Raw genomic sequence first — 24519 nt, forward strand, 5'->3', positions numbered from 1 at the left:
AAGCGCCTCATGGCTCGAGGAGGCCCGAAGGGCCGTCTCGAAGCACGCACCGCGCGCGGAGACAGCCCTTCGGCAATTGGCTCATTTCTTCGGCGCGGCCTTGGACTCGTAGCGCTTCGACCATTCGGCCAGCACGCGTTCGCGGTTGTCCGCCATCCACGACAGATCGTTCTTGATCATCGCCTGCTCGGCGCCGGCGGGGTAGTTCGCCGGGATGTTCTCGACGCCGGGATAGGCGACGATCGCGTAGGTCTTGGAGAACAGCGCGTTGGCTTCCTTGGTCGCGACCCAGTCCGCGATCTTCTTCGCCACGTCGAGGTTCTTCGCGCCCTTGACGATGGCGCTCGCCTCCATCTCCCAGCCGACGCCCTCCTTCGGCAGGATGACCTCGATCGGGGCGCCCTTGGTCTTCTCGGAAGCCCCGCGCATGTCGAGCGCGAGGCCGATCACGCGCTCGCCGCGCGCGGCCTGCACGCAGGGGGCGGAGCCGGAATGCAGATAGGCGGCGATGTTCTCATGGAGCCCGTCCATGAACTTCCACCCCTCCTCCTCGCCCATGCTCTGCAGCCAGCCGGCGACCATGAGGTAGCCGGTGCCGGACGAGGCCGGATGCGGCATCACGATCTTGCCCTTGAACTCGGGCTTGAGCAGGTCCTTCCACGAGGCGGGCGCCGCCGCGCCGCCGGCCTCCGCCGTGTTGAAGCAGATCGCGCCGAGGAAGGCGTCCATGCCCGTCCAGGCGTAAGGCTCCTTGGGATCGCGGAAAATTTCCTTGAGCTGGTCGGCCCCGGCCGGCTTGTAGGCCTCCAGCAGACCGGCCTTCTCGAACATCAGCAGGCTCGACGCCGCGAGGCCGACCACCATGTCCGCCCGCGGGTTGTCCTTTTCCGCGAGGAAGCGCGCAGTGATGACGCCGGTGGAGTCGCGCACCCAGGCGACCTCCGCCTCGGGAACGGCGGCCTCGATCGACTGCTTGAACGGCCCGAGCTGATCGTTCTCCAGCGCGGTGTAGATCGTCACCTTCGTCTTGTCGGCGAACGCGGCGCCCGGCGCCGTCAAAGCAAAAATGGCGGCAGCGCCGGCCAAGATCCAAGTCTTCACCGCTGTATCCCCGTCAATGCGCCGCGACAGCGGCTGTTTTCGATTGCGTTTACGCCGATATTTTATTCAACCTTTGTTGCAGTTATCTGACAAGATTTCTTTTTATTCACCGGCGCCCAAACTTACGCCGTCCAAGGCATCGACCAGGTACGGACGTTTGTGAAGCTCTTCATGGCCTCGACCACGCCCTCTTTGTAACCGAGGCCGGAATCCTTGATCCCGCCGAACGGCGACATCTCGATGCGATAGCCCGGGACCTCCCAGACGTTGACCGTGCCGACCTCGAGCTCCGCCACGAAGCGCGAGACGTAGTCGAGGCGATTGGTGCAGACGCCCGACGACAGGCCGTATTCGGTGGAGTTCGAGATGCGGATGACCTCCGCGATGTCGTTCGGGCAGCGCACGATCGGGATCACCGGTCCGAAGGTCTCCTCGTGCACCAGTTCGCAGTCGTACGGCACATGGTCGACGACGGTCGGGGCGAACAGCGCGCCTCGGCGGGGCGCCCCGTGCAGAACCTCGGCGCCCTTGGCGACCGCGTCGTTCACGCGGCCCTCGAACTGGATCGCCGAGCGTTCGTTGATCACCGTGCCGACGTCGGTCGCAGGATCCATCGGATCGCCGCACTTCAGCTTCTTCGCCTTCTCGACGACGAGCTTGGAGAATTCGTCGGCGACGCTCTCGACGACCAGAATGCGCTTCACGGCGGTGCAGCGCTGGCCGGAATTCTTGGTGGCGCCGGTGACGGCGAGCTCCGCCGCCTTGTCGAGATCGGCGTCCTCCATCACGATCAGAGGATCGTTGCCGCCGAGCTCCAGCACGATGCGCTTGTAGCCCGCCGTCTTGGCGATGTGCTTGCCCACCCGCACCGAGCCCGTGAAGGTCACGAGGTCGGCGTCGGGGTCGGTGATCATGGCGTCGCCCATCGTCGACGGGTTGCCGGTGACGACGGACAGCATCTCCGGCGGCAGGCCCGCCTCGTAGAGCACGTCCGCGAGCGCGAGCGCGGTCAGCGGCGTCAGTTCGGTGGGCTTCAGCACCAGCCGGTTGTTGGTGGCGATCGCGGGCGCGAGCTTGTGGCTCACCATGTTGAGCGGGTGGTTGAACGGCGTGATCGCCGAGATCACCCCCAGCAGCGGCAGCCGCGTCGTGAAGATCTTGCGCGCTTTTCCGTTCGGCGAGATGTCGCAGGAATAGATTTCGCCGTCGTCCTTGATGGTGAGCTGGGCCGCGAACGACCAGACGTCGTAGGCCCGACTCGCCTCATAGAGCGAGTCCTTCCAGCAGAGGCCCGCCTCGGCGGTGATCAGCCGGGCGAACTCCTCCTTGCGGTCCCGCAGCAGCTCCGCCGTCTTCTGCAGGATCTGCTGGCGCTCGTAACGGGTGAGCGTCGGCTTGAAGGCCTTGGCCTTGGCGAAGGCTTCTCGGACGTGTTCGGCGCGGGCGGCGGGAACCGTGCCGACCACCGAATTGTCGTAGGGGTTCTTCACCTCGACGATGTCGTCGGTCTGGACGAGACGTCCCGCGATCCGCATCGATTCCTTGCGGAAGGGCGGCTTGACGTTGGCGTTCATGATCAGCGCACCAGGTTGAGCGCGACGTCGAAGACGTCGAAGTTTCGGAGCGTCCGGCCGGCGGGAACCTCGATCGCGCGGTTCGCGATCATCGGCACGGTCTGTTCGGTCAGGCCGCCGTGGCTGCGCAGCGGCTCGGTGAGGCCGGAAAGATCGTGCTTGGCGGCGGACGTGCCGAGCACCTTGTGGCGGTCGCAGAGCACGACGACGTCCCCGATGCGGTCCGCCGGAAGCTCGAAGCGCCGGCACGCCTCTTCGGCCGAGATCGCGACCGTCACGCCGGGGGTGGCCTTCGCGACCTCGATGACGGCGTCCGCTTTGTCCGCGTCGACATAGACGGTGGCGAAGGAGCCCAGCGCGCCGTGGTGCGCGACATAGGGGTCGGTGATCGGCAAAATCACGCGCGTGGTCCCGGCGCCGAGCCGCTGGTCCAGGATCTCCTGCAGATAGATCACGTCGGGCTCGCCGTTCGGGAGATGCTTGTCGTTCATGCCGTGATCGGCGGTCATCACGAGCGTGCAGCCGGCGGCGTCGAGCTGCCCGACGTATCCATCGAACATGGCGTAGAAGCTGTTCGCGACCTCGGACCCCGGCGCCGCCTTGTGCTGCACGTAGTCGGTGGTCGAGAGGTACATCACATCAGGCCGGAAGCCGTTCAGCAGCTTTACGCCCGCGGCGAAGACGAACTCCGAAAGGTCTGCGGAATAGACCTCCGGAAGCGGCTTTCCGACGAACTCCAGGACGTTCTCGACGCCGTTCTCGGCGAAGTTCGCCCTGTCCGCCTTCTCCGACGAGAACGCAATCGCCGTGCCGGACGCGAAGTCGAGGCCCTTGCCGAGCAGCGTGCGCAGCTTGTCCTTGGCGGTCACCATCGCGACCTTGAAGCCGGCCTTCTGGAACTCCGCCAGGATGGTCGGCGCGCGGAGAAACCGCGCGTCGTTCATCATCACTTCGACGCCCGCCTCGCGGTCGTAGAAGAAGTTGCCGGCGATGCCGTGCACGGCCGGCGGGCGGCCCGTGATGATCGAGAGGTTGTTGGGGTTGGTGAAGCTTGGAATCACCGAGAGCGCGGTGGTGTTCGCCCCGGTCCGCATCAGCCGGTCGAGGTTCGGCGCGAGGCCGGCGGCGATCGCCTCCTCGATGTAGCCCGGCTCCGACCCGTCGATGCAGATCACGACGACCGGCTTCTCGGGCCGCCGGTAGCTCCGGCCGTTGACGACCACGTCCGCGCCGACGCTCACGTGCATGTTCATGGGACCAAACCTCTCGATCTCGTCATCCCGGTCGGCTGAGGGCCGAGCCGGGATCGTGCGCTGGATGGACGCTCTTTCGGATCACGATCCGGATCGGCCTCCCGGCCGTCCGGAACGACGGCAGGGCTCAGGCCGCCGACTTCAGGCCGACGCCCATGTCCTTCAGCACCTCGGACACCACGCCGACGAAGGCCTTCATGTCCTTCGCGTGCAGGTCGCCGATGCAGCCGATGCGGAAACTGTCGGCCACCGTCAGCTTGCCGGGGTAGATCACATAGCCGCGGTCCTTCAGCGCGTCGTAGAAGCGCTGAAACGCGAAGGCCGGGTCCTTGGGCATGTGAAAGGTCACGATGATCGGGGCCTGCCGCGCCTCGGGCAGCAGCGTCTCGAAGCCAAGCGCCCGCATGCCGTCGATCAGGATGCGGGCGTTGTCGGCGTAACGCTCGCCGCGCCCGGCCACGCCGCCCTCGGCCCAGAACTCCTTGAGCGCCTCATGAAACGCGACGATGACGTGGATCGGCGGCGTGAAGCGGTACTGGCCGGTCGTCGAGATCGCCTGGTGCTGGTCATGGAGATCGAGCACCAGCGTGGTGGCGTTGCCCTTGGTCTCCGCCAGCGCCGTCTTTCGGGCGAGCACGAAGCCCAATCCCGGAACGCCCTGGATGCACTTGTTCGAGGAGGCCGCGACCGCGTCGAAGGCGAGATCGCGGGCGTCGAGCGGCAGCGCCCCGAAGGCGCTCATGGCGTCGATCAGCAGGCGGCGGCCGTGCCGGGCGACCAGCGCCGCGATCGCCTCCACCGGGTTGCGGATGCCGCTCGTGGTCTCGCAGTGGACGGCGAAGACATGGGTGATCGTGGGGTCGGCCTCGAGAATCCGCTCGATCTCCGCGAGGTCCGGGGGCGTGTCCTCGGGCGTCTCAAGCATCACGTTGGCGCGGCCGGCGACGTCGAGGATCTTCTTGGCGCGCAGGCCGTAGGCGCCGTTCACCAGCACCAAGATCTTGCCGGAGCGGGGCACGAAGGTCGTCAGCATCGCCTCGACCGCGAAGGTGCCGGAGCCCTGCATCGGAACGGTCACGAACTCCGCCTCGCCGTGGATGATCTTCGGCAGGCCGTCGAGAACCGCCTTATTGATCGCGATGAAGGTTGCGTCGCGCGAGCCCCAGTCGTGGACCATGACCGCCTTGACGGCCTTGGAGGTCGTCAGCGGGCCGGGCGTCAGCAGCAGCGGGTCGCCGGTTTCGGATCGGGCGATGGAGGCGGAGGCCATAAGCGTCTCGTCCAGCTCGTCGTTGATGACGAGAGCGAGGCTAGCCGCTCGGTCTCGAATAGGTCCAATATGGAGTTTGCATCGCACCTATAGACGGGATCTATGCGAAATGGCGATCAGTTCGTCGGGCCTCGCCGCCTTCCACGCGGTCGCCCAGGCCGAGAGCTTCACCAAGGCGGCCCGCGCCCGAAACGTCAGCCAGCCGACCCTGTCCGCCCAGGTGCGCGCGCTGGAGGAAGCCTACGGCGTCCGCCTGTTCGACCGCGTCGGGCGCAGCGTGAAGCTGACGCCGCTGGGGCAGAGCCTGTTCGTCATCACCGCGCGCCTGTTCGCCGCCGAGGACGAGGCCGAGGCGCTGCTCGCGGGCGTCCGCACGCTGTCCCGCGGGCATCTCCGGATCGCGGCCGACAGCGCCGCCCATGTGATGCCGGCGCTCGGCCGCATCCGCGAGCGGCACCCCGGCCTCACCTTCTCGCTCTCCATCGGCAACTCGTCCGACGTGCTGAGCCAGCTGATCGACTACGCCGCCGACGTGGCGGTGACGGCCAAGCAGACCTCCGACCCGCGCATCCGCAGCGTGCGGCTGAGCGCGGACCGCCTCGTGGGCTTCGTCCGCGCCGACCACGCCTTCGCGGGCCGGCCGTCCGTTCCGATCGAGGCCTTCGTCGGACAGGACGTGGTTTTGCGCGAGCGGGGCTCCGTGACCCGCGAGGTGTTCGAGCTGCGGCTGGCGGAGGCCGGCGTGCGGCCCGGCCATCTGCTCGAGGTGCAAACCCGCGAGGCGGTGCGCGACGCGGTCGCCACCGGCTTCGGGATCGGCGTGATCTTCGGCGCCGAGTTCCGCGACGGCGAAGGTCTCGCCCGCATCGAGATCACCGGCGCGGACCTCGCCGTCGCCGAATACGCCGTGTGCCTGGAGGAGCGCCGCCGGATCCCGTTGGTGCGCAGCTTCATGGAGGCGGTGCAACAGATGGACGAGCGCTGAGTCACGGATCGGAGGCGCCGGACGCAGCTTCGAGAAGCGCCAGAAGCTCGCGCCGGCCGTCGCGCTCGACGAACCCGAGAAGCACGGCCGCCGCCGCGGCGCGGGCGCGTCGTGTCAGTTCGGCGGCCGGAATTTCGCCCGCCGTCCAGAACGACAGCACGCCGCGGAAGGCGACGGCGAGCTGATCCGGGAGCGCGGCGATCGCAACAAGCCTCGTCCCGGCGGCCAGCCCGGCGCCTGCGCCAAGCGCCTCGGTCCAATAGGCGCTCGAATTCGAAGACACTCCGCCCGGCTCGGCGCCCGGCGAGCCGATCGCCGCCATCACGGCGCGGTTCACATCCGGCGCGCCGAGCATGACCTCGACGGCGACATCGACCGCGACGAGAACGCGCCCGCCCGCGTCGTCAGGAAGCGCGGCCGTCGCGAGACGCTGGCTCATCGCGTCGATGCGGCGCGCCGACAGCGCGAGCATGATCGCGGCCTTGCTTCCAAACTGGTTGAAGGGCGTCGCGAAACTCACGCCGGCCTCCTCCGCGAGGTCTCGCATCGAGAACGCCGCGGCGCCGCGCCCGAGGAGGCGCTCGGCGGCGTCCAGGACGCGCTCGCGCATGGCCGGCTTCGGCCGCTCCGTTCGAGGCTTGTCTTGAACCATGGAGATTTATATCTTGATATAAATCATAGGTCGATCGCCAAGCGAGGTTTCCATGGCCAGATCAAAAACCTTTCTCATCACCGGCGTCAGCTCCGGCCTCGGCAAGGCCTTCGCCGCAGCCGCTCTCGCCGACGATCATCGCGTCATCGGCGTCGTCCGTCGACACGAGGATGCGGCGCGCTTCGGCGCATCCGACCGCGCGTTTCCGCTCGTGCTGGACGTGACGGACTACGCCGCGGTCCCGGCGGCGGTCCGCGCGGCCGAGCGTGAGGCCGGTCCGATCGACGTGCTGGTCAACAACGCCGGCTACGGCCACGAAGGCGCTTTAGAGGAGTCCTCGATCGACGATCTGCAGCGGCAGTTCGCCGCCAACGTCTTCGGACCGGTCGCGATGATGAAGGCCGTCCTCCCCGGCATGCGCGAGCGGCGGAGCGGCCACATCATCAACGTCACGTCGATGGGCGGTTTCGTCGGCGTGCCCGGCGTCAGCTTCTATTGCGGCAGCAAGTTCGCGCTCGAGGGCATCTCGGAGTCTCTCGGCAAGGAGCTGGCGCCGTTCGGCGTAAAGGTGACCGCGCTCGCGCCCGGGCAGTTCCGCACGGATTGGGCGGGCCGCTCGATGGATCGCACCGCCCGCAGCATCGACGACTACGACATGGTCATGGACCCGCTTCGCGCGGCGCGCCGGGCGAAAAGCGGGAACCAGCCGGGCGATCCCGACAAGGCGGCGCAGGCGCTGCTTCGGCTGGTCGAGGCCGACAACCCGCCCTCGCGCCTGTTCCTGGGCGAGGACGCGCTCGGCCTGGTCGCGCAGAAGCTCGAACAGCTGAAGGCGGAGATGACGGAATGGGACGCCGTTTCGCGCTCAACGAATTTCGCCTGAGCTAGCCCATCCGCATCAGCGCCAGCGCGCCGACGATCATCACGGCCGAGATCGCGCGGCCCCATTGCGGCGGCTCCTTGAGCAGGACCACCGCGATCAGGGCCGCGAACAGCACGCTCGACTCCCGCACCGCCGCCACCAGCGGGATCGCGGCCACCGTCATCGCCCAGATCGCGATCCAATAGGAGCCGAGCGACATCGCCCCGCCCGCGAGGCCCTGCAGCAGGTACGGCCGCATGGGCGCGAGGCCCGAAAGGCCGCGCCGCCAGAGCGCGAACAGCAGGAGCGGGAAAGCGTCGATCACGAACAGCGTCGCGGAATAGGCGTGCGGATCGCCCGAAACTCGCGCCCCGACGCCGTCGACCAGCGTGTAGCCGCAGATCATGAGCGCGGTCAGCCCCGCGTAGCCGAGCGCGACAGGATCGAACGCCGCGCCCTTCCGGCGGCCGAGGACCGAGATCATCATCACGCCGCCGCCGAGCGTCGCGACGCCCGCGATCTGCAGCGGGGAGAGACTCTCGCCCAGCAGCAGCAGGCTCGCGGTGACGGTGAGCAGCGGCGCGCCCCCGCGGGCGATCGGGTAGACCTGGCTCATGTCGGCCCGCTCGTAGGCCTTGGTCAGCGCGATGTAGTAGCCGAGGTGCAGCGCGATCGAGCCCAGCAGCCACGGCCAGGCTTCGAGCTTCGGAACGCCGAGGAACGGCCAGACCGGCAGAGCCACGAGCCCGGCGCCCGCGGTGACCAGCGTCATCGCGAGGAAGGGCTCGATCCGGAGCTTGAGAAACGCATTCCAGCCGGCATGCATGGCGGCCGCGGCCAGCACGGCGAAGAAGACGTGGAGCTCCATCAGGCGGCCCAAGCGATGAAGGAGGAGGCGCGCGTGCGCGGGCACGACGGCGCGCTTGATCCAAACCCGTCGGGCTTAGGATGCCCCGGAGAGGCCGGGGCATGACGAGCTTTATCCTGCCAAGGTCGCGGGTCTGGGTCCCGACCCGAGGCCGGGACAAGAAGGACGGCGCGTCTCATCCCGTGCGCCTCAGAACCTCGGGCGTGGAGGTCTCAACGCCTTGCGGACCGAGGAACGGCGTCAGGCTCGCCCGCACCGGCAGCCTCTCCCCGCCGGCGTCGATCGCCAGCCGCACCGCGTCCAGCGCGCCCTGGTCCGGCGCGCGGGCGGCGTCGATCCAGGCAAGCGCGACCACGCCGCCAAGCGTCGCGCCATAGGCGGCGGAGGTGACCTCGCCGACGGCGACGTCGTCCGCCAGCAGAAGCTCGCCGCCCCAGGCCATCTGCGCGCCCGGCTCCGGGCCAAGCAGCGAGACGAGGCGCCTCGTCGGCGCAGGCCCTGCCCGAGCGGCGAGCACCGCGTCGCGACCGATGAAGTCGCCCTTGGCGAGGTCGATCACGCAACCGAGGTCGCAGGCGTCGGGCGTGAGGTCCGGCGACGTCTCGCGGCTCCACGCACGGAACCCTTTCTCGATGCGCAGCGCGTCGAGGGCGTAGTAACCGGCGTCGCGCAGGCCGAAGGCTGAGCCCGCGGCGGTCAGCGCGTCATAGACGCCCGCTGCGAACTCGGTCGCGACATAAAGCTCATAGCCGAGCTCGCCGGCGTAGGAGCGGCGGGCGGCGAGCGCGGTCGCGAAGCCGACCGCGATCTCGCGCACGGCGTTGGGAGGAAACGCCGCGTCGTCGAGGGCGGCGTCGGTCAGCGTCGCCAGCAGGTCGCGCGAGCGCGGGCCCATGAGGCCCAGCACGGCGTAGGCCGAGGTGACGTCGGTCAGCGTCGCCCGCGCGTCGCCAAGATGGCGGCGGATCCAGTCGGCGTCGCGCACCGGCTGTCCGGAGCCGGCGACGATCAGGAACGCCTCGGGGCCGAGCCGCGCGACGGTCACCTCGGCTTCGATCCCCCCGCGGACATTCAGCATCGGCGTATAGGCGCTGTCGCCGACGGCGAGCGCCATGTCGGCCGCGCACAGACGCTGCAGCGCGGCCTCGGCGTCGGGGCCTTCCAGCCGCAGCTTGGCGAAGGAGGTCATGTCGAACAGCGCCACCGCCTCGCGCGCCGCCCGCTGCTCCGAAGCGCAGGCCTCAAGCCAGGCGGGCCTCCCAAAGCCATAGGCGATCGCCCGGTCGTGGGGGCCAGTCGCGAAGTAATTCGCGCGCTCCCATCCCATCTTGGAGCCGAACACCGCGCCTTTCGCCTTCAGCCGCTCGTAGACCGGCGAGATGCGGAACGGCCGCGCCGTGACGAGCTCTCGGTTCGGCCAAGGCATGGCGTAGTGCAGACCGAGCGTCTCCTTCACGCGCTCCTTCAGCCAGGCCGGGTTGGCGTTGAAGGCGGCGAAGCGGCGGATGTCGACCGGCCAGAGGTCCTGCGTCGGCTCGCCCGCGACGATCCATTCCGCGAGCGCCCGTCCCCCTCCTCCCGCGGAGGCGATGCCGGCGGAGTTGAAGCCGGCGGCCACGAACAGCCCACGGACTTCCGACGTCTCGCCCAGCAGGAAGTTGTTGTCCGGCGTGAAGCTCTCGGGGCCGTTGACGGTGGTCCGGATCGCGGCGGTCTCGAGCGCCGGCACGCGCGTCAGCGCGTTCTCCATCAGGATCTCGAACTGATCGTGGTCGTCCGGCAGCAACTGGAACTCGAAGTCGTCCGGGATCCCGCCCATGCCCCACGGCTTGGCGTCCGGCTCGAAGCCGCCCATCACCAGGCCGCCGACCTCCTCTTTGAAGTAGATGAAGCCGTCGGGGTCGCGCATGACGGGCAGGTCGGGATGCACGCCCTCGATGCGCTCGGTGACGAGGTAGAAGTGTTCGGCCGAGTGCAGCGGGATCGAGACGCCGCACATCTTGCCAAACTGGCGCGACCACTGCCCGGCGCAGATCACGGCCGTCTCGCACGCGATCTCGCCCCGGGAGGTCGCGACGCCGCGAATGCGGCCTTTGGCGATGGCGACACCGGTCACCCGCGTCTTCTCGAAGATCCGGGCCCCGCCGGTCCGCGCGCCGCGGGCCAGCGCCTGGGTGAGGTCGGTCGGGTTGGCCTTGCCGTCGCCCGGCAGCCAGACGCCGCCGACGAGGTCGTCGGTGCGCATGACCGGCCACTTTTCGCCGGCCTCGGCGGGCGTGAGCTCGTGGATCTCGACTCCCTGCGCCCGGGCCGAGGCGATGGTGCGGCGGAGCTGGGTCATGCGCTCCGCCGTGCGGGCGACCGACACCGAGCCGCATTGCTTCCAGCCCGTGCCGAGCCCTGTCTCGGCCTCGAGCCGCGCGTAGAGCTCGGTGGAGTAGCGGATCAATCGGGTCATGCTGGCCTGCGACCGCAGCTGCCCCACGAGCCCCGCCGCATGCCAGGTCGTCCCGCTCGACAGGCGCCCCTGCTCCAGCACCACGACGTCGCGATGCCCGAGCTGCGTCAGGTGGTACGCGAGAGAGCAGCCCACGATGCCGCCGCCGATGACGACGACCTGGGCCTGAGTGGGAAAGCTCGGTTCGGTCATGGCGCGGCCTCCAGCGAGAGCCGAACCCTAGCTGCAGAAAATCCCAAATCCAATCATAAAATCACAAAATCTCACATTATGCGGATTTGGCGACGATGCAGGGTATCTGCTGCGCGGCCAGCGACGCCTTCATTTGCCGCGGCGGGGGCGTGTCGACGATCACCCCCGACGGCGCGCGAGTCCACGTGATGCGCGCCGGGCCGGCGCGGCCGAATTTGCCATGGTCGGCGATGAGATAGCTCTGCCGCGCGACGTCGATCATAACCGACCGCGTCTCGGCGGCGAGGCGCGAGAACACCGTGACGTCGCCTTCCATGGTGATCCCGCCCACGCCGACGAACACAAGGTCGACGCGGTGCCTGGCCAGCGCAGCGATGACGTCCACACCGACCGTCGCGCCGTCGTCCGGATCGACCTCTCCGCCTAGCACTGTGACCTTAAGGCCGGCGCGGCTCAGCAGCAGAGCGTCCACCAGCGAGGTCGCGCAGACCGAGACGTCCTTCGGCGGCGACGCGGCGAGCGCGACCGCCACCGCATGGGTGGTCGCGCCCGAATCGAGCAGCACCACCATCCCCGGCTCGACCAGCGCGGCGGCGGCCCGACCGATCGCGGTCTTGCCGGCGGCGTTCTCGCGGACCCGCTCGGCGTAGGGCGGCTCCCCGACGCCCCGCTTGAGCGCGCCCCCGTGGACCACGTCGAGACGGCCCTGCGCCGCCAGCGTCTTGAGATCGCGCCGGATCGTCTCGCGCGACACGCCGAAGCTCTCCGCGAGCGCCTCGACGCTGACGGAGCGCTCCGCGTCGACCCGCTCGAGAATGTCGTAGAGCCGCTTGGCGGCGATGGGGCGGGGCATGAAGGAACGCTCTCCGAACGGAGCCGGCAGTGTGCGGACGGACCCCACCGGTGGCAACACGGCCGGCCCGCAGTCGAGCGTCACGCAGGGACCGGCAGGCTCCTGGCGGCGCGCCGCAGCGCCTGGGGCGGCTGGCCGTAGGCGCGCAGAAAGGCGCGCCGCATGCGGTCGGGATCGACGAAGCCCGCCTCCTGCGCAATCGCCTCGTTCGACAAGCGTCCCGCCTCCAGCATCTGGCGCGCGGCCTCGACCCGCAGCGTCTCGACCGCCTTGGCGGGCGACTGCCCCGTCTCCGACCGGAATGCGCGGCTGAACTGCCGGGGGCTGAGCCTCGCCACCTCCGCGAGCCGCTCGACGGACAGATCGAGGGCGATGTTCTCGCGCGCGAAGGCCAGCGCCGTCTGGATCCGGTCGGAGGCGGGCTTCAGGTCCAGCATCGCGGAAAACTGCGACTGCCCCCCGGCGCGCAGGTGATAGACCACGAGCCGCTTGGCGATGGTGCGGGCGAGCGCCTCGCCGACGTCGGCCGCGACGAGCGCGAGCGCGAGGTCTATGCACGCGGTCATGCCCGCCGAGGTCCAGACGCCGCGGTCCTCGATGAAGATCCTATCCTCCTCGACCTTCACCTTCGGGTAGCGGCGCTGCAGGTCGCGGGCGCGCGCCCAGTGCGTGGTCGCCCGCCGCCCGTCGAGCAAGCCGGCCTCCGCGAGAAAGAACGCCCCCGTGCAGATCGACGCCGTGCGGCGCGATGCGGCGGTCGCCTCCTTCAGGAAGGCGATCAGGCCCGGCGTGCCCGGGCGATCGCCAAGGCCGCCGGTCATGATGACGGTGTCGAAGCCGGGCGCGCGGAACGGCCGGCTGTCCACGCCGGCGCCGAACGAGCTTGGCGTCAGGCCGCCCGTCTCCGACAGCATCTCGATGGCGTAGACCGCTTCGCCGAGCGCGTCGTTCGCGAGTTCGAACACCGTTCCCACGGCGAGATCGAGCGCCTGAAAGCCCGGAAAGATGATCAGCCCGACAGTGCGCGTCATGTCTCGAAAAGCCGGATAAATGACATTTGAGACATAGCGCTACGCGTCTAGCCTCCGCTCGTCAAACCGGTTTCGACGAGGGTAAGCACATGGCGAACACCGCCACCAGAGGAACGGCGCTTGTGACGGGAGCGTCCTCCGGCATCGGCGCGGTCTATGCGGACCGCCTGGCGAAGCGAGGCTACGACCTCGTCGTCGTCGCCCGCGACGCCACGCGCCTCGCGGCGCTCGCCGATCGGCTGGTCGCCGAGACCGGCGTGACGGTCGAGCCGCTCAGGGCAGATCTCAACGTGCAAGCCGATCTCGCCGCGGTGGAGCGCCGCCTACGGGACGACGCGAGCATCGCGCTGCTGGTCAACAACGCCGGTGTCGCCGCGCTCACGCCGGTGATCCAAACCGACGTCGAGCGCCTCGACGCGATGGTGCGGCTGAACGTGGTCGCCGCCACCCGCCTCGCGGCGGTCGCCGGCTCCGCCTTCGCCGCCCGCGGCGCGGGCTCCATCATCAACATCGCATCGGTCGTCGCCCTCGCCCCGGAATTGCTGAACGGCGTCTACAGCGCCTCGAAGGCCTACGTGCTTGCCCTCACCCAGGCCATGAGCCACGAGCTCGCCTCGTCCGGCGTCCGGCTGCAGGCGGTGCTGCCGGGCGTCACCGCCACCGAGATCTGGGAACGGGCCGGACATGGGCTGGAGAACCTTCCGGCCGAGATGGTGATGGGCGTCGACGAGATGGTGGACGCGGCGCTCGCCGGCTTCGATCAGGGCGAACTGGTCACCATCCCGGCCTTGCCGGACCTCGGCCAGTGGGAGACGTTGGAGGCCGCCCGCAAGGCGCTCGGGCCCAACCTGTCCCGCAACCACGCCGCCGACCGCTACCGGTCGGGCCTGACAGTCGCGGCGTAAGGAGGCCGCCATGTACGACGTCGACGTCAACGGCAAGGTTCTCAAAGCCGACGCCGAGCCCGGCACGCCGCTGCTCTGGGTGCTCCGCGACACCCTTGGGATGATCGGGACGAAATACGGTTGCGGGATCGCCCAGTGCGGGGCCTGCACCGTGTTGATCGACGGGCAGGCGACACGGTCGTGCCAGTTCCCGATCGAAGCGGTCGAGCAGTCGAAGATCACGACCATCGAGGCGATCACCGAGGACGAGGTCGGCCGCAAGGTCGTGGAGGCCTGGGTCGCCGCGCAGGTTCCGCAATGCGGCTATTGCCAGTCCGGCCAGGTGATGGCCGCGACGGCTCTGTTGAAGGAGACGCCCAAGCCGACGGACGCCGACATCAGCGACGCGATGAGCAACCTCTGCCGCTGCGGCACCTACAACGCGATCGCCGCCGCCGTGCGGCAAGCCGCGGCCTGAGGAGGCGACGCCGATGAACGCTCACTCGCCTTTCGATCTCGACGCCGCCACGCTGGTGCCCACGCCGGACGGCGTCGCCAACCTCTCCCGGCGCCGCTTCCTCGGCGTCGCGGCGGGCGCGCTGGTGCTCGGCGTCGCGCTGCCGACGGGCAAGGCCAGGGCGCAGGCCGAGGGGGCCGGAGCGATCGCGCCGAAGCCCGGCACTCGCGTGCCGGCCTTCCTCGAGATCCGCGCCGACGGCACGGTGAAGCTGCTCAGCCCCTTCATCGAGGGCGGCCAGGGCATCAACACCGCGCTGGCGCAGATCGTGGGCGAGGAGCTCGACGTGAACCCCGCGCGCTTCGTGGTGGAGTGCGCGCCTCCGGGCCCCGACTACGCCCTGGTCAACGGCCTCCGGCTCACCGGCGGCAGCTTCTCGACGCGATCGAGCTACGGCGCGATGCGCCGGCTCGGCGCGACGGCGCGCGAGATGCTGATCCGGGCCGCCGCCGCCAAGCTCAAGGTTCAGGACGGCGAACTCACGACCGAGGACGGCAAGGTGGTCCACGCCGCCTCTGGCCGCTCGATCGGCTACGGAGACCTCGCGGGCGAGGCGCTGCTGCTGCAGCCGAAGGACGACGTTCCGCTCCGCGAGCCCAAGACCTTCCGCTACATCCGCCAGCCGGTCGCCAGACTTGACGTGCGCGACAAGTCCACCGGGCGGGCGATCTACGCCATCGACCAGAAGGTCGAGGGGATGCTCTACGCCGCCGTCCAGCACGCGGCCGTGTTAGGGACCGAGCCGAAGGCGCTTCTCAACGAAGCCGACGTCAAGGCGATGCCCGGGGTGCATTCGGTCCACCGGCTGCCCGGCGCGATCGCTGTGGCGGCCGACACCTGGTGGCGCGCCCGCAAGGCCGTGGAAGCGCTGAAGGCTGATTGGTCGGCGCCAGCGGCGCAGGGCGTCGACACCGTCTCGGCCGAGTTCTCCTCGGAGACCATGCTCGCGGCCCTGAAGGCGTCGGCGGAGCCGGGGCTGCCGTCCGAGACCGAGGGTGACGCCGACGCGGCCTTCGCCAAGGCCGCGAAGATCATCGAGGCCGACTACGACGCGCCCTATCTCGCGCACGCCCAGCTCGAGCCCCCCTCCAGCATCGCCCGCTTCAACGCGGACGGAACGCTCGACCTCTGGGTCCCGAACCAGATGCCCGAACTGTTCCAGATGATCGCGGGACAGACCGCGGGCCTGACGCCGGACAAGGTGAAGATTCATTCGCCGCTGCTCGGCGGCTTCTTCGGCCGACACTTCATGTACGGCCCCGCGAACCCCTTCCCGCAGGCGATCCTGCTTGCGAAGGCGACCGGCCGGCCGGTGAAGGTGCTGTGGTCCCGGGAGGAGGAGTTCCTCAACGACGCCGTCCGGCCGCTGAGCTTCAGCCGCTTCCGCGCCGCGCTCGACGGCGCCGGAAACCCGACCGCGCTCGAAGTCCGCACCGTCGGCGAGGGCCCGATCGGCCGCTGGTTCGGATCGATCTTCAAGGCGCCGGTGGATTCATCCGCCGTCGAGGGCATCGTCGAGAAGCCTTACGCCATCCCGAACCGGAAGATGGCCTTCGCCAAGCTGCCTCACCCCGTCACCATCGCGTTTTGGCGGTCCGTCGGGCATTCGATGAACGACTTCTTCTACGAGAGCTTCCTCGACGAGATCGCGGACGCCGGAAACAAGGACCCCTATGCGTTCCGCCTTGCCCTGCTGAAGGACAAGCCGCGCCATCTCACTTTGCTGAAGGCCGTCGCCGACCTGTCCGGCGGCTGGACCCGCGGTCCTTACGAGGTCGACGGGGTGAAGCGCGCCCGCGGCGTCGCCATGGCCTCGCCGTTCGGATCGGAGACCGCGACCATCGCGGAGGCCTCGATCGAAGACGGCGCGGCGCGCGTCCACCGGCTGTGGATCGCGATCGACCCCGGCTCGATCGTGAACCCCGCGATCGTCAAGGCGCAGGTCGAGTCCGCCGCGGCGCTCGGCCTCTCCTCGGCCCTGTTCGAGCAGGTCGTCTACAAGGACGGCGTCCGCCAGGATCGGAACTACGACAGCTACAAGATCCTCGCGCGCGACCACATGCCCGAGGTTCATGTCGCGATTGTCGAGAGCGGCGCGCCCATGGGCGGCATCGGGGAGCCGGGCCTTCCCGGCGTGCCGCCCGCGGTCGCGAACGCGCTGGCGGCGCTGACCGGCGAGCGCATCCGCAGCCTGCCGATCGCGAAGGCGAAGCTGTCCGGGGCATGAGCACGGCGGCGGTTCCGGCGCCGACGCCGGCCTCGCTTGCGCTCGACCCGCGGACGCTGGCGCTCCTGAACGACCCGGTCGCGCCGCTGATCCTGCGGATGGCGTGGCCGAACCTCGCGGTCATGCTGCTGCAGGCCTCGACCGGCCTGATCGAGACCTACTGGGTCGGGCGGCTCGGGCCGGACGCGCTCGCCGGCATGGCGCTGGTGTTCCCGCCCTTCATGCTGATGCAGATGCTGTCCGTCGGCGCCATGGGCGGCGGCGTGTCGTCCGCCGTGGCGCGGGCGCTCGGCGCCGGACGCCGTGAGGACGCCGACAAGGTCGTGTCGCACGGCGTCGCGCTGTTCGCCGGCCTCGGCCTCGCCTTCTCCGCGCTGATGCTCGCGTTCGGCGAGCCGTTCTACCGTCTGTCGGGCGCGGAAGGCGGCGCGCTCGAGGCGGCGCTCGCCTACTCGAACGTTGTGTTCGCCGGCACCGTGCTGCTTTGGGTCATGAACGCGCTCGCGAGCGCCCTGCGCGGCACTGGCGACATGCTGGTTCCGGCCGGCGTCGTCTGCTTCGGCGTCGTCCTGATCGTGCCGCTCTCGCCGCTGCTGATCTATGGGTTCGGCCCCCTCCCCGGACTCGGCGTCGCCGGCGGCGGCTGGGCGATCGTGACGTTCAACGCCCTCGGCTGCGGCTTCCTGCTGTGGTACGCGCGCTCTGGCCGGAGCGTGGTGCGCCTCACATGGTCGCCGCTCGAATGGCGCCACATGGCCGAGATCCTGAAGGTGGGGGCGCTCGCCTCGCTGACCTCGATCCAGACCAATCTGATCTTCATCGTGGTCACCGCTCTGGTCGGCCACGCCGCGGGAGCCGCTGCGCTCGCGGGCTACGGCACCGGCGCGCGGCTCGAATACCTGCTGATCCCGCTCGCCTTCGGCTTCGGCGCGCCGCTGGTGCCGCTGGTCGGCACGAACGTCGGGGCGGGCGCGATCGAGCGCGCGAAGCGCATCGCCTTCACGGGCGCGGCGCTCGCCTTCGTCACCGCGGAGCTCATCGGCGTCGCGGCGGCGCTCGTCCCCGCGGCCTGGCTTAGCCTGTTCAGCGCCGACGCCGCGATGATCGACGCCGGCGCGGCCTATCTCCGCATCGCCGGTCCGGCCTACGGCTTCTTCGCCTTCGGCATGGCGCTCTATTTCGCGGCGCAGGGCGCGGGGCGGCTCGGCAAGCCGCTCGCCGTCACGCTCGTCCGCACGCTGCTCGCGATCGGCGGCGCGGCTCTCGCCTTCGTCTGGGCCGCTCCGCTCTGGACGATGTTCGCGGCGGTGTCGCTCGCGCTTGTCGTCTACGGCGTCGCGATGGGCCTTCTGACCATTGGCGCGGACTGGGACGCGGCCCGCCAGGGCGGACTCGTCCGCCCCGGATCGAGCGGGCGCTGACAGCGCAGAAATGAGCCAGCCTCAGGGCGGCAATCTCTGCTAACATGGAGGGACGCGGACACATTCGCCCCGACGGCAGCATTTCGTCAGCGCCCCCTCCTCGATCGAAAGCGCATTATGCTGATCCGCTACGGCTATGAGATCAATTTGCACTGTCAGGCGCCGACGCCCATGGTCTGCCTGCTCTCAGTGCACGACGACCGCGCGGCCGACGTGCGGGCGCCTGAGAGGGTCTTCACGACCCCGATCATCCCGACCACCACCTACCGCGACATGTTCGGAAACCGCTGCCGGCGGTTCGTGGCGCCGGCCGGCGATTTCACGCTTTGGGGCGATGCGACGATCGAGGACAGCGGCCTGCCGGACGAGGCGGTCTTCGACGCCGCGGAATGGCCGGTCGCCGACCTGCCGGACGAGACGCTGGTCTACCTCATGGGCAGCCGCTACTGCGAGACGGACGAACTGAGCCAGGCCGCCTGGGATCTGTTCGGACATGTCACGCCGGGCTGGGGCCGGGTGCAGGCGGTGTGCGACTTCGTCAACAAGCACATCGCGTTCGACTACCAGCAGGCGCGCTCGACCCGCACGGCGCTCGGCGCCTTCAAGGAGCGCGTCGGCGTGTGCCGCGACTACGCGCATCTCGCCGTCGCGCTCTGCCGCTGCCTGAACATCCCGGCCCGCTACGTCAATGGGCACCTCGGCGACATCGGCGTGCCGGTGGTGGATCCCATGGACTTCAGCGCATGGATCGAGGTCTATCTCGGCGGCGCCTGGCGGACGTTCGATCCGCGCAACAACATCCCCCGCATCGGACGCATCGTCGTCGCCCGCGGCCGCGACGCCGCGGACGTCCCGCTGATCAACTCGTTCGGCCCGCACACCCTGACCTCGTTCAAGGTGTGGACCTACGAAGTCGATCAGGCGCCGATCTACTGAGCGGCGCCCCGCGCCCGGTCAGATCTAAGCCCCGAAGAACCGCTCGTCCTGCCGGCGCCGCATCACGTAGAGCGGCGCCGTCTCGTCCAGCTCCAGGTCGCCGAGCGTCACCGAAGCGCCTGCGGGCAAATCGCGCCGCAGGCGGCGTCCCGCGATGAGGTAGTACGGCGCGGGGCGTTCGGACGCGAGGGGCGCGGCGTCGATCAGTTCGGGGCCCACGCCGTCGATGGTGTGATGATGGCCTTCCGCCTCAAGCAGCGTTCCCTTGGGGAGCGGCTTCGTCGTCCGGCCGACCAGGTCGACCACTGGCGTCGGCGTCCCGCCGACGGAGACGCCGTTCACCACCGCGTCGAGGAGGCTGATCGGCGCCTCGACGCCGAGCAGGTGGCGCGGCAGCCAGAGCATCGCGGCGTCTCCGCCGCGGCTCATGGTGTGGCCCTTGGCCGCCAGGATCGCCCAGGTCTCGGCGTCCTCGCACCGCACGACCACGAACACGCCGCCGGCGAAGGAAATCTCGCCGGGTGCCCGCAGACAGTTGAAGACGTCGAGCCGGCGTCCGCCCGACAGCAGGCCGCCGCGCGCCTGCTCCTCGAACACGGTGGCCACCTCCTGGATGCGGGCGATCGGCACATGGAACGGCGCGACGTCGGGCTTGAGCCCCGTGGCGTTCGCGACCACCGCCATCTCGCAGAGGTCGGGCACCGCCCGCTGCGGCAGCGCCGCGGCGCCCGCCGCCCGTTCGGCGACGACCTCCGCGACGGGGCGGTCGCCGAGGTCCCACGCCGCGCCGAAGCCCGGCGCGTGCGCGACGCGGTCCTCGCTCGTCAGTCGCTCGGTCGCGGGGTCGAACACGAAGTCGTACTCGCTCGCCTTGCCGGCGGAGATGATCGGCAGCCCGAGCGTCTCCGCCCAGGTGACGAGCCCGATCAGCAGGGCGGGCTGGTCGCCGTCGACCGGCGTGCAGACCAGGCCGCGGTCCGCCGCCACGGCGGCGAGGTAGGCGCCGACGACGGAGTCCGTCTCCTTGGTGACGAGCGCCACGTGCTTGCCGGCCTCGAGGCTCGCCAGCGCGTGGACGGCGCCGGCCTCGGGATGGCCGCTCGCCTCCACCACGATGTCGACGGGCAGGCCCAGCGCGACGTCGAGATCCCCCGCGGCGACGAGGCGCCCCGCCTCCCACGCGGCCGCCGCCTCCGCGCGGCTCTCGCAGAGGGCGATCGCGCCCTCGTCCGCCCCCGTGGCGCGGAACGCCTCCGCGGCGCGCGCGGCCGTGACGTCGATCGCCACGCGCACGCTCATCAGCTTCATGCGCCCGCCCTGGGCCAGCAGCGAGCGCCCGAAGGCGCCGGCGCCGACGAGGGCGACCTCGATCGGGCGCTCGGCCCGCGCAAAACGACGGTGGCTGTTCATGAGGCTTTCGCAAGTCCGGATGCGTCGACGGCGGCGAACCGCGGGCGGTAGATCCGCGCCGCCGCGTCATGGAACATCTCGCGCTGGTCGGCGGCGCTCCAGGGCGCGGCGATCGCGCGGAACCCTTCGAAGATCTCGCGATAGCTCGCGAGCATGCCGTCGACCGGAAAGTTCGACCCGAACATCGTGCGCTCGGGACCGAACAGTTTCAGGATCGTCGTCACGACCTCGGCGTTGTCGTCGACCGTCCAGGGCCGGCTGGCGATGCAAAGGCCGGAGATCTTGACCACAACGTTGGGCTGGGCCGCGAGCGCCGCCATCCCCTCGGTCCAGCCGTCGAGCGTGGTCCGCGCGCGGTCGCCCGGCACGCCCGCATGATTCACGATCAGCGTCGTGTCGGGGAAGTCGCGGGCGAGCTCCGCGGCCTCCGCGAGGTTCCACCACGGCGTCTGCAGGTCGAAGTGCAGGCCGTTCCGCGCAAGCAGGGCGTAGCCCGCCCGCCAGCGTTCGTCCGACATGGTCGTTCGGCGGCCTTGCGCGACCTCGGCCGGCGAGTTCGCGCCGACCGGCTTGTGGCGCACGCTGCGCACCAGCGGAAACGCGGCCTGCGCCGCGAGGACCTCCGCGACGTCGTCGCGGTCGAGCCAGGCCTGGGCCACCATCGCGTTCGGCAGGCCGTGGGCCTCCGCGATCTTGTGGACATAGGTCGTCTCGCCGATCGGATCGGCCGGGCTCCACTCCGCCTCGACATAGACCGTCGCGACGATGTTGACGCCTTCCGCGTCGCGGCGGAGGTCGTCCGGCAGATAGTCCCGCTTGATGGCGCTGTAGTCGCCGTAGCGGTGGGGCACGATCAGGTCGCCCGAGAGCCAGGGGTAGTCGTTTTTCTTCGGCTCCCAGACGTGGTGGTGGGCGTCGATGATCGGTCCATCGTAAAGGCGCGCGCTCATGCCCGCGCCTCCGCCAGCGCCGGCTGCAGCCCGTGCGGCCGGAAATCGATGACCAGCGAGCCGACGAGGTAGACCAGCGCGCAGAAGGCGAAGTAGGCGATGACCGCGTCGAAGCCGCCGGTCCACTGCACCAGGAGGCCGATCAGCAGAGGGGCCGCGATGCCGCTCGAGGTGCCGGCGAAGTTCATGACGCCGCCGATCAGTCCGATGCGCTCCTTCGGGGCGAGCATGGCGGGAATCGTCCAGTACAGGCTGCCGAAGAAGTGGAACATCACGGTGACCGCGAGCAGGGCGACCGCGCTGACCGGGTCAGTCACGTAGGGCAGCGCGAGCAGACCCGCGAGCGCGACCGATCCCGAAGCGCCGAATAGGATCTTGAACGCCACGTCGCGCGGCAGGCGCTTCTGCAGCCAGTCGGCCAGCGTGCCGGAGACGATCGCGCCGAGCGCGCCGGCCGAGAAGATCGCGAAGGTCGCGTAGCCCATCCCCTTCAGGTCGAAGCCGCGGGCGGCCGACAGGTAGTTCGGACCCCAGGTGACGAGGCCAAAGAAGATCATCGTCCAGCCGATCCGGCCGCAGATCATCGCGACGAAGGTGCGGCGGGACATGTGGCGCTCTTCGTCCGCGGCCCCGACGAGAGCCGCGTTCTTGGCCGCGATCGCCGCGAGCTCGGCCTCGTTCACGTCCGGATGCTGCTCGGGGCGGTTGCGGATCTGCCAGATGACGAAGGCGCCGACGACCAGCGTGAGCACGCCGACCGTGAGGAAGGCCAGACGCCAGGAGCCGAAGAAGACGATGAGGGCGGAGAGCAGCAGGCCGCCGAAGGCGGAGCCGAGCGGCGCGCCGGAATCGATCAGCGTGATCGCCCGGGAGCGCTCGCCCGCGGGCATCCAGGCCGCGACCAGCTTGCTCGCCGTGGGCATATAGGGCGCTTCGAAAACGCCGAGGCCGATGCGGGCGAGCATCATGGTGACGCCGCCGGTCGCGGCGGCGGCGAGGCACTGAAACGAGCCCCAGAGCGCGGTCGCCCATCCCAGCACCTTGCGGCCGCCCCAGCGGTCCGCGGCCCAGCCGCCCGGGATCTGGAATCCGCAGTAGGTCCAGAAGAACGACGACAGGATCAGCCCCTGCATCGCGGGGGAGAGGTCGAACTCCTTGCCGATCACAGGCAGGCCCACGGACAAGGCGATGCGGTCGATGCAGTTGATCGTGTAAAGCACGAACATCAATGCGACGACGCGCCAACGCACGTTCGTCGGACGGGCTGCGCCCGCCGTGGAGACAGTGGAAGCCATGTTGTACCCTCCCCAGCGGCCCCCTCGGTTCAGTGTGGGAGGCCATTTTGGTATACCAAAACTGACCCAATGCGGCGGCCACGTCAACGCCTGGTCATGACTTGTTCGAAATTGAGGCCTGTAAGCGTGATTCCCATGCCGCATTTTTGGTATACCAATGGCTGACACGCTGACACCGATGGGCGTGACGGAGGCCGCGCCCGCGGGATCGCCGCTCGCGGCGCAGGTGGTCGAGCGGCTGCGGGACCTGATCGTCACGGAGGAGCTGCCGCCGGGCGCTCCGCTGCGCGAGCGGGCGTTGGCCGAGCGTCTTGGGGTCTCGCGCACCCCGCTCAGAGACGCGCTGAAGGCCCTTGCGGCGGAGGGGCTCGTTACGATCGAGCCGAAACGCGGCGCGGTGGTCGCTCCCTTCTCGGAGGCGGCGGTCGCGGAGAAGCTCGACGTGCTTGCCGCGCTCGAGGGTTTCGCGGGCGAGCGCGCGGCGGAGGAGGCGACGGAAGCCGAAATCGCCGAAGTGCGGGCGCTGCACCACGATCTGCTGGCCGCCTTCGAGCGCCGCGACCGCGCCGCCTACTTCCACCTCAACCAGGCGATCCACCGCGCGCTGGTCGCGGCGGCGCGGAACGCCACGCTGACGGCGCTGCACGCCCAGCTGAACAGCCAACTCTACGCCTACCGCTGGCGCGGCAGCGCGGACCTGACGCTCTGGACGACGGCGATCGCGGAGCACGCGCAGTTGGTCGATCTGCTCTCTCGACGCGACGCGGCCGGGCTGTCCGCCGCCCTGCGCGCGCATGTGGGCAGCACATGGCGGCAGCTCCGGCGCAAAGGGGACGCAGGCGCACCCGCTCCGGTAGGAGAGAGCGTCGACGGCTGAAGCGCCGCGTCCGGACCGATCCTTCGCCGTGATGGACGCCACACTCCGTCATGGGTTCGTCGGAATCCGCCTGGACGCGCGGGGCTTTCGCGTCCGCTTCGCCTTGCCCGGCGGCGCCAGCCTGATCCAGGCCGGCGCATGGTCGCTCGTGTGCTCCCAACCGCGCACCTCGCGATCGACTCCGGCCTCCGTCAGCCGACCCGCGACCGCGGGGCTGAGAAGCAGATGGTCGAGCCGCAGCCCGGCGTTCCGACCCCAAGCGTTCCGGAAATAGTCCCAGAACGTGTAGATGCGCTCGTCCGGATGAAGCGCGCGGACGGCGTCGAGCCAGCCCTGCTCGATCAGCGCCCGGAACGCGCCGCGGACCTCCGGCCGGAACAGCGCGTCGTCGGTCCAGCGCTCGGGCTTGTAGACGTCGAGCTCGGTCGGCATGACGTTGAAGTCGCCCACGAGCGCCATCGGGACGTCGGCGGCGATCATCTCGGCGGCGTGGACCCTGAGGCGCTCGAACCATCTGAGCTTGTAGTCGAACTTGGGGCCCGGCGCGGGATTGCCGTTGGGCAGGTAGAGGCAGCCGATCAGGACTCCTTGCACGGCCGCCTCGATGTAGCGGCTCTGTTCGTCGTCGGGGTCGCCCGGCAACGCTCCGCGGGTCTCGATGGGATCGGCGCCGCGGGCCAGGATGGCGACGCCGTTCCAGCTTCTCTGGCCCCTCCAGACCGCGCCGTAGCCCGCCGAGACGATCTCGCGGATCGGGAACTTGGCCTGCGGCGCCTTTAATTCCTGAAGGCAGACGACATCGGGCTCCGCCTCCTTCAGCCACTGCAGCAGGACGGCCAGACGGCCGTTCACGCCGTTGACGTTGAACGTCGCGATCTTCATCCGCCGCCTTAACCCGCGCTG

At 69.7% G+C, this 24519-nt stretch carries 21 protein-coding genes; 8 read left to right on the top strand and 13 right to left on the bottom strand.

Translation table 11 applies throughout. The annotated features are described in order from the left end of the window. Positions 1–81: 81 nt before the first annotated feature. The 4 genes from METY_RS07800 to METY_RS07815 form a co-directional block, all read right to left on the bottom strand. Entirely contained in the window at positions 82–1101 is a 1020-nt protein-coding gene (locus METY_RS07800; protein ID WP_244593565.1) for a putative 2-aminoethylphosphonate ABC transporter substrate-binding protein, read from the bottom strand. Between the two features lie 122 nt (positions 1102–1223). Continuing rightward, positions 1224–2678 (bottom strand): phosphonoacetaldehyde dehydrogenase, encoded by a 1455-nt coding sequence (phnY, locus tag METY_RS07805; protein ID WP_444849079.1) that lies wholly within the window; start codon positions 2676–2678, stop codon positions 1224–1226. After that, complete coding sequence (phnA, locus tag METY_RS07810; protein WP_444849078.1) at positions 2678–3928, bottom strand: phosphonoacetate hydrolase; 1251 nt, start codon at positions 3926–3928, stop codon at positions 2678–2680. The genes phnY and phnA overlap by 1 nt, the downstream gene beginning before the upstream one ends. A gap of 127 nt (positions 3929–4055) precedes the next feature. Beyond that, positions 4056–5198 carry a 2-aminoethylphosphonate--pyruvate transaminase gene (locus METY_RS07815; RefSeq protein WP_103120817.1) on the bottom strand — a complete coding sequence of 381 codons (1143 nt, stop codon included), beginning with the start codon at positions 5196–5198 and terminating at the stop codon, positions 4056–4058. Between the two features lie 109 nt (positions 5199–5307). Between METY_RS07815 and METY_RS07820 the strand changes: the two genes are divergently transcribed. Next, complete coding sequence (locus METY_RS07820) at positions 5308–6183, top strand: LysR substrate-binding domain-containing protein (protein ID WP_160147326.1); 876 nt, start codon at positions 5308–5310, stop codon at positions 6181–6183. A 1-nt stretch (position 6184) separates the two neighbouring features. Here the strand turns inward: METY_RS07820 and METY_RS07825 are convergent, their stop codons facing one another. Then, positions 6185–6793, bottom strand: coding sequence for a TetR/AcrR family transcriptional regulator (locus tag METY_RS07825; RefSeq protein WP_244593566.1), 609 nt, complete (start codon positions 6791–6793; stop codon positions 6185–6187). A gap of 94 nt (positions 6794–6887) precedes the next feature. Between METY_RS07825 and METY_RS07830 the strand changes: the two genes are divergently transcribed. Then, positions 6888–7718 (top strand): oxidoreductase, encoded by an 831-nt coding sequence (locus tag METY_RS07830; protein WP_103120820.1) that lies wholly within the window; start codon positions 6888–6890, stop codon positions 7716–7718. Between the two features lies 1 nt (position 7719). On the opposite strand, the gene METY_RS07835 is transcribed toward METY_RS07830, so the two are convergent. The 4 genes from METY_RS07835 to METY_RS07850 form a co-directional block, all read right to left on the bottom strand. Further along, entirely contained in the window at positions 7720–8565 is an 846-nt protein-coding gene (locus tag METY_RS07835; RefSeq protein WP_103120922.1) for an EamA family transporter, read from the bottom strand. Positions 8566–8740: 175 nt separating this feature from the next. Next, complete coding sequence (locus METY_RS07840; RefSeq protein WP_103120821.1) at positions 8741–11215, bottom strand: GcvT family protein; 2475 nt, start codon at positions 11213–11215, stop codon at positions 8741–8743. A 76-nt stretch (positions 11216–11291) separates the two neighbouring features. Continuing rightward, entirely contained in the window at positions 11292–12068 is a 777-nt protein-coding gene (locus METY_RS07845) for a DeoR/GlpR family DNA-binding transcription regulator (RefSeq protein WP_103120822.1), read from the bottom strand. Between the two features lie 80 nt (positions 12069–12148). Then, positions 12149–13099 carry a GlxA family transcriptional regulator gene (locus tag METY_RS07850; protein WP_103120823.1) on the bottom strand — a complete coding sequence of 317 codons (951 nt, stop codon included), beginning with the start codon at positions 13097–13099 and terminating at the stop codon, positions 12149–12151. 89 nt (positions 13100–13188) lie between these two features. On the opposite strand from METY_RS07850, the gene METY_RS07855 reads away from it, so the two are divergent. The 5 genes from METY_RS07855 to METY_RS07875 all read left to right on the top strand — a co-directional run bounded on the left by METY_RS07855 (position 13189) and on the right by METY_RS07875 (position 19084). Beyond that, positions 13189–14004, top strand: a complete 816-nt coding sequence (locus METY_RS07855; protein ID WP_103120824.1) for an SDR family NAD(P)-dependent oxidoreductase — start codon at positions 13189–13191, stop codon at positions 14002–14004. 10 nt (positions 14005–14014) lie between these two features. Next, positions 14015–14461, top strand: a complete 447-nt coding sequence (locus METY_RS07860) for a (2Fe-2S)-binding protein (protein ID WP_103120825.1) — start codon at positions 14015–14017, stop codon at positions 14459–14461. 13 nt (positions 14462–14474) lie between these two features. Beyond that, complete coding sequence (locus METY_RS07865) at positions 14475–16727, top strand: xanthine dehydrogenase family protein molybdopterin-binding subunit (RefSeq protein WP_103120826.1); 2253 nt, start codon at positions 14475–14477, stop codon at positions 16725–16727. Beyond that, positions 16724–18148: an MATE family efflux transporter gene (locus METY_RS07870; RefSeq protein WP_103120827.1), complete on the top strand. Its 1425-nt coding sequence runs from the start codon at positions 16724–16726 to the stop codon at positions 18146–18148. Before METY_RS07865 ends, METY_RS07870 begins: the two co-directional genes overlap by 4 nt. Positions 18149–18265: 117 nt before the next feature. Further along, on the top strand, positions 18266–19084 hold the full coding sequence (locus METY_RS07875) for a transglutaminase-like domain-containing protein (protein ID WP_103120828.1): 819 nt from the start codon (positions 18266–18268) through the stop codon (positions 19082–19084). Between the two features lie 24 nt (positions 19085–19108). Here METY_RS07875 and METY_RS07880 read toward each other — a convergent pair whose 3' ends face one another. Genes METY_RS07880 through METY_RS07890 form a run of 3 tightly spaced genes read right to left on the bottom strand, consistent with a single transcriptional unit; the run spans position 19109 to position 22739 of the window. Next, positions 19109–20494: a flagellar biosynthesis protein FlgA gene (locus METY_RS07880; RefSeq protein ID WP_103120829.1), complete on the bottom strand. Its 1386-nt coding sequence runs from the start codon at positions 20492–20494 to the stop codon at positions 19109–19111. Beyond that, positions 20491–21444, bottom strand: a complete 954-nt coding sequence (locus METY_RS07885) for an amidohydrolase family protein (RefSeq protein ID WP_103120830.1) — start codon at positions 21442–21444, stop codon at positions 20491–20493. The genes METY_RS07880 and METY_RS07885 overlap by 4 nt, the downstream gene beginning before the upstream one ends. Continuing rightward, positions 21441–22739, bottom strand: a complete 1299-nt coding sequence (locus tag METY_RS07890) for an MFS transporter (RefSeq protein ID WP_103120831.1) — start codon at positions 22737–22739, stop codon at positions 21441–21443. The genes METY_RS07885 and METY_RS07890 overlap by 4 nt, the downstream gene beginning before the upstream one ends. A 157-nt stretch (positions 22740–22896) precedes the next feature. On the opposite strand from METY_RS07890, the gene METY_RS07895 reads away from it, so the two are divergent. Further along, the gene (locus tag METY_RS07895; protein ID WP_103120832.1) at positions 22897–23616 is read left to right on the top strand and encodes a GntR family transcriptional regulator; all 720 of its coding nucleotides are present in this window, start codon (positions 22897–22899) and stop codon (positions 23614–23616) included. A gap of 48 nt (positions 23617–23664) precedes the next feature. On the opposite strand, the gene xth is transcribed toward METY_RS07895, so the two are convergent. Beyond that, entirely contained in the window at positions 23665–24498 is an 834-nt protein-coding gene (gene xth / locus METY_RS07900; protein ID WP_103120833.1) for an exodeoxyribonuclease III, read from the bottom strand. Positions 24499–24519 lie beyond the last annotated feature (21 nt).

It is taken from the genome of Methylopila sp. Yamaguchi (genome assembly GCF_002897035.1).
Classification (GTDB): Bacteria; Pseudomonadota; Alphaproteobacteria; order Rhizobiales; family Methylopilaceae; genus Methylopila.

What these genes read in the sequence shown, in the direction of transcription:
- phnA (WP_444849078.1), bottom strand. Translation starts at nt 3,928, where the DNA reads ATGAACATGCACGTGAGCGTCGGCGCGGACGTGGTCGTCAACGGCCGG.
- METY_RS07815 (WP_103120817.1), bottom strand. Translation starts at nt 5,198, where the DNA reads ATGGCCTCCGCCTCCATCGCCCGATCCGAAACCGGCGACCCGCTGCTG.
- METY_RS07820 (WP_160147326.1), top strand. Translation starts at nt 5,308, where the DNA reads ATGGCGATCAGTTCGTCGGGCCTCGCCGCCTTCCACGCGGTCGCCCAG.
- METY_RS07825 (WP_244593566.1), bottom strand. Translation starts at nt 6,793, where the DNA reads ATGCGCGAGCGCGTCCTGGACGCCGCCGAGCGCCTCCTCGGGCGCGGC.
- METY_RS07830 (WP_103120820.1), top strand. Translation starts at nt 6,888, where the DNA reads ATGGCCAGATCAAAAACCTTTCTCATCACCGGCGTCAGCTCCGGCCTC.
- METY_RS07835 (WP_103120922.1), bottom strand. Translation starts at nt 8,565, where the DNA reads ATGGAGCTCCACGTCTTCTTCGCCGTGCTGGCCGCGGCCGCCATGCAT.
- METY_RS07840 (WP_103120821.1), bottom strand. Translation starts at nt 11,215, where the DNA reads ATGACCGAACCGAGCTTTCCCACTCAGGCCCAGGTCGTCGTCATCGGC.
- METY_RS07845 (WP_103120822.1), bottom strand. Translation starts at nt 12,068, where the DNA reads ATGCCCCGCCCCATCGCCGCCAAGCGGCTCTACGACATTCTCGAGCGG.
- METY_RS07850 (WP_103120823.1), bottom strand. Translation starts at nt 13,099, where the DNA reads ATGACGCGCACTGTCGGGCTGATCATCTTTCCGGGCTTTCAGGCGCTC.
- METY_RS07855 (WP_103120824.1), top strand. Translation starts at nt 13,189, where the DNA reads ATGGCGAACACCGCCACCAGAGGAACGGCGCTTGTGACGGGAGCGTCC.
- METY_RS07860 (WP_103120825.1), top strand. Translation starts at nt 14,015, where the DNA reads ATGTACGACGTCGACGTCAACGGCAAGGTTCTCAAAGCCGACGCCGAG.
- METY_RS07865 (WP_103120826.1), top strand. Translation starts at nt 14,475, where the DNA reads ATGAACGCTCACTCGCCTTTCGATCTCGACGCCGCCACGCTGGTGCCC.
- METY_RS07870 (WP_103120827.1), top strand. Translation starts at nt 16,724, where the DNA reads ATGAGCACGGCGGCGGTTCCGGCGCCGACGCCGGCCTCGCTTGCGCTC.
- METY_RS07875 (WP_103120828.1), top strand. Translation starts at nt 18,266, where the DNA reads ATGCTGATCCGCTACGGCTATGAGATCAATTTGCACTGTCAGGCGCCG.
- METY_RS07880 (WP_103120829.1), bottom strand. Translation starts at nt 20,494, where the DNA reads ATGAACAGCCACCGTCGTTTTGCGCGGGCCGAGCGCCCGATCGAGGTC.
- METY_RS07885 (WP_103120830.1), bottom strand. Translation starts at nt 21,444, where the DNA reads ATGAGCGCGCGCCTTTACGATGGACCGATCATCGACGCCCACCACCAC.
- METY_RS07890 (WP_103120831.1), bottom strand. Translation starts at nt 22,739, where the DNA reads ATGGCTTCCACTGTCTCCACGGCGGGCGCAGCCCGTCCGACGAACGTG.
- METY_RS07895 (WP_103120832.1), top strand. Translation starts at nt 22,897, where the DNA reads ATGGCTGACACGCTGACACCGATGGGCGTGACGGAGGCCGCGCCCGCG.
- xth (WP_103120833.1), bottom strand. Translation starts at nt 24,498, where the DNA reads ATGAAGATCGCGACGTTCAACGTCAACGGCGTGAACGGCCGTCTGGCC.